The organism is Photorhabdus hindustanensis (genome assembly GCF_002968995.1).
GTDB classification, from domain to species: Bacteria; Pseudomonadota; Gammaproteobacteria; order Enterobacterales; family Enterobacteriaceae; genus Photorhabdus; species Photorhabdus akhurstii.
In genome coordinates this window covers 20448-31339 of sequence record NZ_PUWT01000015.1, presented here as the reverse complement: position 1 = coordinate 31339, position 10892 = coordinate 20448, and the positions used below count along the sequence as shown (strand labels likewise).

14 protein-coding genes and 1 pseudogene are annotated in these 10892 nt (G+C 38.1%); 3 read left to right on the top strand and 12 right to left on the bottom strand.

The features are described from left to right. The 7 genes from C6H66_RS06565 to C6H66_RS25840 form a co-directional block, all read right to left on the bottom strand. Positions 1 to 846: phage tail protein (locus C6H66_RS06565; RefSeq protein WP_248000624.1), on the bottom strand; the 846-nt coding region annotated here is incomplete at its 3' end. Beyond that, the gene (locus C6H66_RS06560) at positions 843 to 1457 is read right to left on the bottom strand and encodes a phage tail protein I (RefSeq protein WP_036783328.1); all 615 of its coding nucleotides are present in this window, start codon (positions 1455 to 1457) and stop codon (positions 843 to 845) included. The genes C6H66_RS06565 and C6H66_RS06560, both read right to left, overlap by 4 nt. Then, entirely contained in the window at positions 1450 to 2448 is a 999-nt protein-coding gene (locus C6H66_RS06555; RefSeq protein WP_046397841.1) for a baseplate assembly protein, read from the bottom strand. The genes C6H66_RS06560 and C6H66_RS06555 overlap by 8 nt, the downstream gene beginning before the upstream one ends. A 4-nt stretch (positions 2449 to 2452) precedes the next feature. After that, the gene (locus C6H66_RS06550) at positions 2453 to 2794 is read right to left on the bottom strand and encodes a GPW/gp25 family protein (RefSeq protein WP_036783323.1); all 342 of its coding nucleotides are present in this window, start codon (positions 2792 to 2794) and stop codon (positions 2453 to 2455) included. After that, entirely contained in the window at positions 2794 to 3570 is a 777-nt protein-coding gene (locus C6H66_RS06545; RefSeq protein ID WP_036783343.1) for a phage baseplate assembly protein V, read from the bottom strand. Before C6H66_RS06545 ends, C6H66_RS06550 begins: the two co-directional genes overlap by 1 nt. Before the next feature lie 354 nt (positions 3571 to 3924). Beyond that, positions 3925 to 4128 (bottom strand): tail protein X, encoded by a 204-nt coding sequence (locus C6H66_RS06540; protein ID WP_036783320.1) that lies wholly within the window; start codon positions 4126 to 4128, stop codon positions 3925 to 3927. 282 nt (positions 4129 to 4410) lie between these two features. Further along, positions 4411 to 4575 carry a hypothetical protein gene (locus C6H66_RS25840; RefSeq protein WP_167337845.1) on the bottom strand — a complete coding sequence of 55 codons (165 nt, stop codon included), beginning with the start codon at positions 4573 to 4575 and terminating at the stop codon, positions 4411 to 4413. A gap of 396 nt (positions 4576 to 4971) precedes the next feature. Here C6H66_RS25840 and C6H66_RS27590 point away from each other — a divergent pair. After that, positions 4972 to 5587: pseudogene (locus C6H66_RS27590) on the top strand (phage repressor protein CI). Positions 5588 to 5876: 289 nt separating this feature from the next. Here the strand turns inward: C6H66_RS27590 and C6H66_RS06530 are convergent. Next, entirely contained in the window at positions 5877 to 6449 is a 573-nt protein-coding gene (locus C6H66_RS06530) for a recombinase family protein (protein ID WP_036783315.1), read from the bottom strand. 91 nt (positions 6450 to 6540) lie between these two features. Between C6H66_RS06530 and C6H66_RS06525 the strand changes: the two genes are divergently transcribed. Together C6H66_RS06525 and C6H66_RS06520 are read left to right on the top strand one after the other, a co-directional pair. Then, a complete protein-coding gene (locus C6H66_RS06525) occupies positions 6541 to 7584 on the top strand; it encodes a phage tail protein (protein ID WP_052739508.1) in 1044 nt (347 codons plus the stop codon). Continuing rightward, complete coding sequence (locus tag C6H66_RS06520; RefSeq protein ID WP_181148258.1) at positions 7584 to 8219, top strand: tail fiber assembly protein; 636 nt, start codon at positions 7584 to 7586, stop codon at positions 8217 to 8219. Before C6H66_RS06525 ends, C6H66_RS06520 begins: the two co-directional genes overlap by 1 nt. 420 nt (positions 8220 to 8639) lie before the next feature. On the opposite strand, the gene C6H66_RS26650 is transcribed toward C6H66_RS06520, so the two are convergent. The 4 genes from C6H66_RS26650 to C6H66_RS06500 all read right to left on the bottom strand — a co-directional run bounded on the left by C6H66_RS26650 (position 8640) and on the right by C6H66_RS06500 (position 10828). Beyond that, the gene (locus C6H66_RS26650; protein ID WP_256448192.1) at positions 8640 to 8900 is read right to left on the bottom strand and encodes a tail fiber assembly protein; all 261 of its coding nucleotides are present in this window, start codon (positions 8898 to 8900) and stop codon (positions 8640 to 8642) included. A gap of 90 nt (positions 8901 to 8990) precedes the next feature. Then, entirely contained in the window at positions 8991 to 9989 is a 999-nt protein-coding gene (locus C6H66_RS26645) for a pyocin knob domain-containing protein (RefSeq protein WP_246593391.1), read from the bottom strand. Between the two features lie 425 nt (positions 9990 to 10414). After that, positions 10415 to 10555, bottom strand: coding sequence for a type B 50S ribosomal protein L36 (gene ykgO / locus C6H66_RS06505; protein ID WP_012776225.1), 141 nt, complete (start codon positions 10553 to 10555; stop codon positions 10415 to 10417). An 18-nt stretch (positions 10556 to 10573) separates the two neighbouring features. Continuing rightward, positions 10574 to 10828: a type B 50S ribosomal protein L31 gene (locus C6H66_RS06500; RefSeq protein ID WP_036814814.1), complete on the bottom strand. Its 255-nt coding sequence runs from the start codon at positions 10826 to 10828 to the stop codon at positions 10574 to 10576. Positions 10829 to 10892 lie beyond the last annotated feature (64 nt).

The following is a 10892-nucleotide window of genomic DNA, read 5'->3' as shown; positions in this document are numbered from 1 at the left end:
AGAACTTTCTTCATGAGAAGTGGTTTCTACTAAAACATATCGGCCATCTCCCTTTGTTAGTGACAAACTGGAATAATTTCCACCTGTTTTAATATTGTGATTGCCTGATGTGAATGATTCAGCTGAGTCTTTAGGAAGAGCATTTTTCGCCAAATTCACCGTTTCCATCAAACCAAGGTTTTTCACAAAAGCATTTTTATCTGGGATATCTGCGCCATTTTGGTTTTTTGCCAATTTACTATTAGCATTATCATAAGCTGCTTTTACTGCTTTGGGGGTTGCTGCTGTAGTTTCATCACTACTGTTAATGGCACTATTAAGTTTTGTAAAACCTTTCTCTGTCAGCGTGGCATCTGGATGATTGCGGCTTTTTTCATGTTTCTGAATAGAGCTATCTACATAATCACGAGTTGCCAGAACGACAGAGGGATCGATTTTCAGCGTTACCGAATCCGTATTGCTAACAATCAAGATCATTCTGATAGTTTGTGTTCTGCCCGAACCTTCCTGTAATTGTGGTTTATAGGTTTCCGGGCAGTTTGCTACTGCAATCAAGTTACCTTCACTGTCAAACAGACCAATTTCACGCATCCACCAACCACCCTCACTTTCAGGGATAATTTGTTCGGCAATAATTTGGTTGGTGTTTACCGGGTCAACGCCTAATGTATTAATTGCAGCACGACGCTTTTCATTAACTAATTTTGTCTGATTGACGTCAGGATCTGGTAATTTACCGCCACCGTCACCAACAGCCATGTGAGTAATATCGACTTTTGTCCCCAAAGCAGCGGCGTTCGCCAGTTTCGCCGCTCCCAGGTTGGTTAAAATTGCAAAGTATTTCATGGTGAAACCCTCAATGTATCTGTCTCGATCAAATGAATTGCAGCCCCTAAGGGAGCATTGTCGCTAGTTGTGATGACGTCAGGGAGATATTGGTAAACAGTGAGGTCATCTCCACTATAACTCGTCGCAGCGCAATAAAATTCGCCTTTAACATCCAGATTGATTGACAAACCTATCAAATGACGACTTACAGGCTTGGCATCAGAAATTAGCCGTTCCAGCTCTAAAAAAGTTTCTTCGGTGATCCCGTTTTCCTGTACCCCTATCGCTAACCGGAATGTGCCCGGTGTTTCGTTGTTCAGCCACCATTCCTTTATTTGAATGAGATAGCCAAGCGGTTCTACTACACGACGGACGGCACCAATGGTTCCCTTATGTTTGTGCAGAAACAGCGAGTTTTTTATCACGTCACGCTTAGTGCTTACCGACCACTTTTCGTCCCAGCGATCAACCGACCACGCCCACGCCAGATAGGGTAATAACTCCTCAGGGCAAGTATCAGGATTCCAGAGTTGGCGAAGTGGTACTGGAATATTCTGCAATTGCGAACACGCCTTAGCAGCAGCCAACTCCAAAACCGTAGAACCTGTTGGTAACAGGCGGTCATTCATCAGAACCTCCCACTATCAAACCTGGATTTGGTTTGGAACAATCAGCAGTTTGTGTTTTCCCTATTTCCAGTTTTGCGCCAGTACAATAAGGAGCTTGATCTTTACACAGAGTTATGTCTTTAGTTGGAGCTCTCAGCTCTACCTGCTGTACTCCTGCGACATGCAACGCAGCATAAATGGCAGATAACCGAATATCTCTCCCCAATTTATGTTGATCTAGCACGTACTTATCCATATTTTGTTGAGCCAATTTACGGATAGGTTCAGATTCAGGTGTCGGGTAGAGATAAAGCACAGCATCAATTTGATATTCCACTATGTTAGCTGACTGCACTTTTACCCGATCGGCAACTGGTCTGACGTTTTCGTCATTAAGTGCCGCAATCACTTTATCCAGTAACTCTTGTGAAGCTACACCTTTGTGCTCTTTATCTTCTTCGTCTTGTTTATCTTTTTCCCATTTCCATTTCCGCGACAAAATAGTCACAGTCACATTGGCTGGTGATGGGCTAATGACGGAAACATCTGAAACAGTTTGATATTCACCTTTGTATTCATTTCTATTAGCATGAATACTTTCATTAACCTTAAGAGCATGATATTCATACGCACCTATTGGCCCTGCAACACTTAACCCTTCGAAGGCTCTTTGGATGCGATCACGGAAGGTACTATCAGGCTCCATAACTGCCCGGGTAACGTTATAGTTCGCTCCTAGCTGGTCTAAATCTCTATTGGTTGCATAGGCCAACATTACTGCACGAGCAGCTTCATTAACCCGCTGGCGCAATATCAATTCCCGGTACGCGTTTTCCTCAAGTAACTTAACCAGAGGTTCGGATTCCAATTCCAATGTTCGAGTAATAGCATCCCGTTGTTCTTCAGGATAAAGGGATATTAATTTGGCTTTACGTTCAGCCAACAGGCTTTCATAATCCAGTGGCTCAACTACATCAGGTGGCGGCAACTGGCTTAGATCAATGGTCGGCATTGTTTTACCTCACAGGGATAGATAGAGAAAACCCCCCAGGGGACAGCTGATAATGACCAGATATATCTACTGTCATTTTGCCGTCTTGTTGGGTATTTATGGTGATAGCTGTCAGATTAATTCGCGGTTCCCAGCGGCTAATAGCGGTATAGGTGGCTGCCATAATTTGCAGGCGTAGAGCCGCGTTCTGTGGCCAGTCAATTAATTCGGGTAACAGAGAGCCATAAGTGCGCCGTTCCAAACGACTACCAACAGGGGTTAGTAAGATGTCGCTGACAGACTGGCGTACATGATCCAGATCCGTCAGGCTACGACCAGTTTGTCGATTCATTCCAAGGTACATCATTATACTGGACCTCCTGTTGTCGCACCGCCTGCCATGACGCCGGTGTGCTGGTGCGAATGTAGGGTTACGCCGTTAGAACTGAGTTTTCCACCTGTGTTTTCAACATCACCTTCCAGCTTAGTTTTTCCTTTTACAGCAAATTCTGGTGTTTGCAGTGTGATGCCTTTGGCTGCCCCAGCTTTTACCTCCAATGCATTTATCCCGACTTGTAGTGTTTTCATATCGATTTTGTTGACTGAAGTCAGTTCGATAGAGTTGATTGCCTCAAGTTTGATTGAATTAAGTGCTTTGAGTGAGATATTTGTTGCTTCAAGTGTTATGGAATCTGAAGCCTGCACTACAGCAGTCTTAATACCTGTTACCTTTAAGGCACTAAATGCTGGCTCATACTCCATTATTGCTCCATCAGGAAAGACAATATGGACAGCTTCCGCAGAAGCAGGCAACGCTGATGGAAATTGATCAGCAAAAGCAGTATCAACAGTTTTTCCAGAAACAGCCAATGGCTCCGGAAATTGATTAGAATAAACAGCTGGCAATACAAAGGAGGTGGTCAATTCACCGCCAACAGATAACAGCAAAACTTGTTCACCACGGCTGGGAGCCCACCAAGTACGGGATTTGCCTGCCCGCATTGTCAACCAAGGCCGCCAGTCAGTTTCGAGATTGCCTGTTGCAATCCGGCACACTCCCCGGGTGGTATCTACCTCGGTAACAACACCAGTTCTGATCAGGTTACGCAATAAGCGCAAAAGTTCTGTTAGTTGTGTATCCATGTTTGGAAAAATGCCATTTGGTGGTTGTGGATTTATGTATGAAAGAATGCCAGCAATGGCAGTTGCCAACATCAAAGAGGAATTGTAAGAAAGACAAAACAAGTTTTTTGAAAAGAGAAAATGTAACAACATAAATTAAAAAGCCCTTCCCATAATCGAGAAGGGCCTTTATGTAATCTGTGCTATTTTGACTCTAATAGTTCAAAAAATTCAAATTTGCGTGGCTTGACTATATATTAAGTATAACGTTCGAGTTCAACTGTTTATTTATCTAGCCAGAAGAATAGATAAGTTTAATTTCCTGATATAGAGTGATAATTCTGTTTAAAAAACATAAACTTAGTATGGATATATTTAATCCCATAGTTGCAAAATAGGTTTCGTTGTAGCTGTCATAATTTCCGGCATCTCAACTTCTGTGCCATGTGGCAGGATTACACCGTATTCAGCCAAACCTGGGTTAACTAACAGTACCTGTTCTGTCATGCTTTGAGTCCGACCATAATGACGCCAGCATAAAGCATCAACAGTATCATTCTGCTGTGCAATTATTTTCATTAGGTATACCCTCTCTAATTTAGTCAATATTGTTAAGTTAAAGTGTTATGGTGCGCTGAATAGTGGGAGAGAACCAGTGAAACAATATTGTTAAGGAAACAGTACAAATGAGAAGCAAGAAGCCACTTTTCAGTGGCTAATTTAATAATTAATCATATTTTCCAAAATTTGCTGAATTCATAGGGAAAATCTATTTTTCAGCTCATTTTCCAATGCAATCATAATCAACTTAGAAACTTTAGATTATTTATCATACAGAATTTCCACATTTATCTACCGTATTTATTCTTCAAGCGTTTCGTGGTAGTTAATAAGTTGTTTTGCAAGTGGTGTCGACAACTCAGCAATCCAAACCAAAGCAAGTTCTTTATCCTCAGCATGATTACATTCACAGCTCGTTGCCATTCTAGCTATAAAATTAATACGTTGCGCTATTACTGATTCCATAAGAAAGTCCACTGACAAACTTACCTCCGCATAACATAACTGTATATAAGAACAGTACACTTTGATTAGAAAAATTTAAAGTGGTTTTTTATCTTTTTTGGGAACTATATTTGATAGTGTTAATATATTAATTATTGTTTTTACTGAAATAATTAATGATTAAAAAGGTTTCTTTTCGATCACAATTCGTTGTAATTAATAAATTTTTCTTATTTTATTGCTTAGAAGATTTCTTCTTTTTATTTAGATGATATAGTTTCACAAAGTATATAGATTGAAATTTATATGCCTATGATGCAATATCCCTTATCGGATCTAATGAATTTATTTGGGATCACTATAGCTCTTAATCAGAGGGCTTTGTGGAGACGGCAAACTCACTAAACTGTACTTTCAATGAAAAAAAACATAACTGAGATAAAAATGGGTGCAGATAGTGGAGGAAAACAAGCTATCGAACGCCTTGTTAGTGCATATGGGTTTAAATCACGTCAAGCATTGAGCGACCATTTAGGCGTGTCTAAAAGTACAATGGCGAACCGTTATTTAAGGGACAGCTTTCCAGCAGACTGGGTTATCCAGTGCAACCTTGAAACCAATGCTTCATTGTTATGGCTAAGCACAGGACAAGGAGAAATGTTCCCTGACGGAGAAAAAAAAAAGGGAATCTTTAAAAAACATTATTACTCCGACAATACAGCGCGTTAAATTGGTTGGTGGAAAGTTGAACGCTGATAACCCTGTGACTTTAGATACTCAACTTATTGCCAGAGAAATAAGAAAACCTCTCATTGTAGATAATAATAACACCTGGTATTTGTTGGATACAGAAGAACCTGATGTTCAGGATGGTTTATGGTTAATTGATATTGAAGGGATGCATAGTATTAAAAAGATCACAAAAATCCCAGTTAGTAAAATCCGGGTTTGTGATAACGACGTAATTTTTGACTGTGCAATTAATGAAATTAATTTTATTGGTCGCGTTTACCTAGTGATTTCCAGGTACTGACACACTTTTCAATTGTAAGTAAATTAATTTACTTAGATGTGTAAATCCTACATTGATGGTAATTCGTTACCCAAAAACTTCCAGATATAGTGGATTTCATACACAATAAGTTCTCTTGCCAGTAATAGCTAATTGTTAACTTATTCCGTTGTTCCTTTATAGTATGTATAGTGCGGCGGAAGTTTTTTGCATAGATAAATAAACTTGATATATTTTGCATAAATTAAGAACCAATTACTTGGATATTACGAATACAAAATTAAACGTTTAACTAGCCGCACTGCAAATATTAATTTGATCGACAATTTTCTTTATTTACTGGAAAATATTTATATATTGTAGATAACGATGTGTTGTAAATTAATGATAACTGTTTCCGTGTGTGGCCTTTTGCTAACAATCTTGCTGCTTGTTGTTGTTCAACGAATGAAAGTGACACTGGCCTGCCACCAATTCTCCCTTGGGCACGAGCTGCTATTAATCCTGCATTTGTTCTTTCAACGATTAATTCCCGTTCCATTTCAGCCAGTGCACTCATAACATGAAAGAAAAATCTCCCCATAGAAGTGCTGGTATCAATGCTATCAGTCAAGCTTTGAAAATGAATACCACGTTCACTTAAATCAGAAATTAAAGTTACCATATTTTTTACGCTACGCCCCAATCTATCCAGTTTCCAAACAACTAGAGTGTCACCTTTTTTAAGTTGTTTTAAAGCTCGCTTTAAACCTGGTCTGTTGGATGTTTTTCCGCTAATTTTATCCTCAAAAATTTGCTCACAATTTATACTTATCAATGCGTTTCGTTGTAAATCACTGTTTTGGTCATTTGTTGACACCCTAACATAGCCAATCTTTGCCATATGTAACCCTACCTAATACCAATATGAGACTATTATTATAGAAACTATCACGGATTAGCGAGTTTTTAAAAACCTTGGTTTGATGGAAACGGTGAATTTGGCGAAAAATGCTCTTCCTAAAGACTCAGCTGAATCATTCACATCAGGCAATCACAATATTAAAACAGGTGGAAATTATTCCAGTTTGTCACTAACAAAGGGAGATGGCCGATATGTTTTAGTAGAAACCACTTCTCATGAAGAAAGTTCTTTTTGTGCAATAGGATATCGTGAGCCCGACTCCTCAAATATAAATGTTGTTCACTTCCCTAGAAAGAACGGCTATGTTGCAATAGCGAATGAGCACTATTCTAAATCAGAGTCTGACAGTCGATTTATTCAGTTAAATACCAATACAAAAACATCAGGTTATATATTAGCTAAAACCGCAAACTATTATGATGATCCTAATTCACGTCATTTGGGGCGTTCGGGATTTTTGAGGCCCAATGGAATTGATAATCTGGGGGCATTAGCAATTCATATCGCTCATCCTGACGTTGATAGCTCTCAGCACGCTCGCGGGCTTTCTTTCGGGTATGGGGGTTATTCAGAAGCATTCAGTATTTCTACTTACGCTTTTGATGAAAGTGGTAACTTCAGGGGAAAACGTAAGATATTAACAGAGGACGATATTCTTGTTGGTATTCCGCTACCGTGGTCTAAGTCAACTGCACCAGCAGGTTATCTTATTTGTAGTGGTCAGCAGTTTGACAAATCTGTATACCCTAAATTAGGGGAAGCATATCCCTCTGGTACACTCCCTGATTTACGTGGTGAGTTTATTCGAGGTTGGGATAATGGGAGAAGTATTGATTCTGGGCGGGAGATATTATCTCATCAGAATTCAACAAAGTTACCTAATCTTTACACCCATGCAACCTCTGAAAATATAGGACTACTGGTATCTCCTCCTATTAATCGTTTTTCAAATAATTATCCATCAGAAATTATGGCTAGTGATTTTGAGGAAATAGAACTCGGGAGCGGACAATATTTTTCGACCCCATTAAATCCTACTGGTACAGTTTCATTATCTACATTTAGAGTACGTCCCCGTAATATCGCATTTAACTACATAGTGAGAGCAGCGTAATGACAACACAGAAACAAAAATATTCCCTAGAACCAGAAACTGCAATATTGGGAAATAACGGATTAGCAACCAAGGCTGGCTGGTTGATAATCTACCATGCAGAACCTTATTCCAGAGAATTTATTGGTGCCAGACCAGAATATTTAATGGAAGGAGTGGGACTTCCTGCCAATTCTTATCCAGATGCCCCAAAACTTCCAGATTCTGATAGTATGGCTGTTTGCCGCAGCGAAGATAAAAGTTGTTGGCAAATTGTACCTGATTACCGAGGAAAAATAGTTTATAACACGCAAACCTTAGCACAATATGAAATTACTTCGTTAGGTGAACTACCAGAATATCTGACATTCAAACAACCTGTCACTGATTTTGATAAATGGGATGGTAAACAGTGGGTAACTGACAAATATGCTATAAAGGATAGCCAGATTAAACAGGCAGATCAGCAGCGGGTAGCACTATTACGACAAGCGAATGAAAAAATTACATTATTACAACATGCTGTAGATATTAAATTGGCCTCAGAAAAAGAAAAGTTATTGTTGTTAGATTGGAAGAAGTATTTAGTATTACTGAGTCGTGTTGACATTTCATCAGCGCCAGATAATATTAATTGGCCTGAAAAACCAGAATAAATAATAACGGCCTGTTTTTCAGGCCGTAGATTTAAGGCTTATAAACTAATTTGCAAGTATTTATTATTTCTGAAACAATTTTTTACATTAAATTCATTAATGGCTTTTTCAGAAAACGTTTTTAATTATTGAAATAAGGAACTTACAATTAATTTAAGAACAATATGTATTTACATATTGTTGTAATTAAACCAGTAGTACTCAATGTCTCTTGGTAGTTCACAAAAATCACTAATAATGACAATAAAATCATAAACAATCATTTTTCTGCAATAATAATTGATGACCATACAATCAGCGATATTATTTAGAGTATAGAATGGAAAAATTTAAATTATATAAATAGCCAACTCAACATATCTGGCTATTTATATATGGGAATATTAAATTAACAAATTATCACCATGAAAATGATTCGTTTTATTCTGGTTGCTCTGGCCATTCAATATCTTGTGCCGTGGTATTCATTCGATTTAACGCGACGCGATATTTTTTCCACTCCATCAACATTGTTATTTCGTTATCAGTAGCAATGCCTAAATCAATAGCATCTTGTAATGGTGCCATTTTAATTGTCGCTTGTTCCAATAAATAATATTGTTGGCGGTGATAGGCTTTATTTTTCTGTTCGATAATGGCCTTCTGATATAATGATTGAGCCTCTTGAGCACTGAACCCCATAGAGATTAATTGATGGGGTTCAGCTGGCACATTAACATATTCATAGCCATTTTTATCTATTAACTTATTTAATGTTATCATATATCCTCATTATGGTTTCTTTTGATAACGTGAATCATATTCTAGAGAATAAGGTGTTGTATTATCATTATATTCTTCGCCTAATAATGGATCGTTAATAGCTAACGATTTCACCATCCACTTCATTTCACGCTTAAGATCTGCATTTGACCACTGATATATTTCAACCTCTCCTTCTTCACGTGAATAATGAATTGGTTGGAAATTACTGGTCGTAAAATAGGTTAAACCACCACGTAAATAACAACCACTATAAACGTAACAATCTACAACATCACCAGATTTAACATCACCATAGATAGGATATTTACCATCAACGGGTCTAGCGATGCTTATCATGGCGTAGCGGATCGCTTTTATTGTTTTACGATAGGTTTGATTTATGCGTTTAATATTTAAATATTGTGCATCACCACCCCACCGATGCTCTCCCCCCTCTATTTGTGCAAGTAATCCAGCAACATGTGTCACACCTTCACCGAATGGTTTTTTTTCTGCATCATATGGATAGGGCCTATGAAGAGTTAACCAAGAATTCGCTCCAACATTAGGTGGGAAATCCCACCAAACCGGATAATAGCGGTCAGTACTTAGGCCAGTAAGATCAATCGTAGTGGTGTAGCGTGGTTCACTCAGAATATCCGACATAGTGGGTTTATTTAGCGTATTATATTCTTGGGCCCAAGGTGTCCAGGATAAATTGTGATATTGGCTGCGTGTATATATTCGACTACTGTTATAAACAAAATAACGCTGAATGATCCCAGCAGCCTGTAAAACGACAAGTGAACCAGCAAGCGATTCAGGGTAGTTAGCACCATTTTGGGCATAAATATTGTAATCTTGGTAATAAATCCCTGGCATTTTGTAGTTATCCAAATTTGCCTTATCACCCAAATAAACTGCCTGCCCATGAAAAATATCCTGAGACGTAATATTGATATCTTCAGTCAGAACTTTGCCATTCACTTTTCGGCTATTCGGTACTGCTCCCTGAGCCAAATTCACCGTTTCTATCAAACCAAGATTTTTAAAAACTCACTAATCCGTGACATTTCCGACAGAATAGTCTCGTATTGGTTCTAAGTAGGGGGATATATGGCGAAGATTGGTTATATTCAGGTGTTAATAAATAACCAGAACTGTGGTTTATGAAAAAATGTGTTGATAAGAGTAAATTATGAACTATTTTTCAGGATAAATTTGTAGTAAAAATAACTAATTGAAGGTTTAATTTTATGCCATACAACAAGCACTAATGAGGTTTCATTTTGCATAAAATATAAATTTAATTTATCTTAAACTTAATTACTCTAACTTCATTCCCAAACAAAGTTTAGGTCAGTTATTTTCAAGATAATCAGAAGTAAAATTAAATATGGACAATAAACCCGCAGTTATAAGCTGCGAGTTCTACCATTAGCAATTGAGCATCAGCGTTTCTTTTTCTTCCCTTGAACCGCCTTAAAACGTGGATTAGATTTACAAATAACATATAATCGACCACGACGACTTACGATTTTGCAATCCGGGTGGCGAGTTTTTGCTGTTTTAAGTGAACTTAACACCTGCATTTTTATAATCTCTCAATATTATTTATTACCAATAAAACGCCCGAATTTTTTCTGGAATCGCGCAGTACTGCCTTCCTGAGATAAAATTTTCTGCTTACCCGTATAGAAAGGGTGTGATTCCGATGACACATCAACAGTGACATATGGATACTCCTCCCCATTCAAGGTAATTGTCCGTTCTGTACGAATCGTGGAGCCAATTGTGAAATAAGCATTAGCACTGGTATCGTGAAATACAACTACCCGGTAGTTTGGATGGATATCTGGTTTCATAATTTCGCCACAATGTAATAATATAACATTACAATATCGTAATTTATTTTTATCGGCAAGAAAA

Excerpts from the sequence above, each read along its gene's own strand:
- ykgO (WP_012776225.1), bottom strand. The coding sequence starts at position 10,555 with ATGCAGGTGTTAAGTTCACTTAAAACAGCAAAAACTCGCCACCCGGAT.
- C6H66_RS06520 (WP_181148258.1), top strand. The coding sequence starts at position 7,584 with ATGACAACACAGAAACAAAAATATTCCCTAGAACCAGAAACTGCAATA.
- C6H66_RS06500 (WP_036814814.1), bottom strand. The coding sequence starts at position 10,828 with ATGAAACCAGATATCCATCCAAACTACCGGGTAGTTGTATTTCACGAT.
- C6H66_RS06550 (WP_036783323.1), bottom strand. The coding sequence starts at position 2,794 with ATGATGTACCTTGGAATGAATCGACAAACTGGTCGTAGCCTGACGGAT.
- C6H66_RS06555 (WP_046397841.1), bottom strand. The coding sequence starts at position 2,448 with ATGCCGACCATTGATCTAAGCCAGTTGCCGCCACCTGATGTAGTTGAG.
- C6H66_RS06530 (WP_036783315.1), bottom strand. The coding sequence starts at position 6,449 with ATGGCAAAGATTGGCTATGTTAGGGTGTCAACAAATGACCAAAACAGT.
- C6H66_RS06540 (WP_036783320.1), bottom strand. The coding sequence starts at position 4,128 with ATGAAAATAATTGCACAGCAGAATGATACTGTTGATGCTTTATGCTGG.
- C6H66_RS25840 (WP_167337845.1), bottom strand. The coding sequence starts at position 4,575 with ATGGAATCAGTAATAGCGCAACGTATTAATTTTATAGCTAGAATGGCA.
- C6H66_RS06545 (WP_036783343.1), bottom strand. The coding sequence starts at position 3,570 with ATGGATACACAACTAACAGAACTTTTGCGCTTATTGCGTAACCTGATC.
- C6H66_RS26650 (WP_256448192.1), bottom strand. The coding sequence starts at position 8,900 with ATGGGGTTCAGTGCTCAAGAGGCTCAATCATTATATCAGAAGGCCATT.
- C6H66_RS06560 (WP_036783328.1), bottom strand. The coding sequence starts at position 1,457 with ATGAATGACCGCCTGTTACCAACAGGTTCTACGGTTTTGGAGTTGGCT.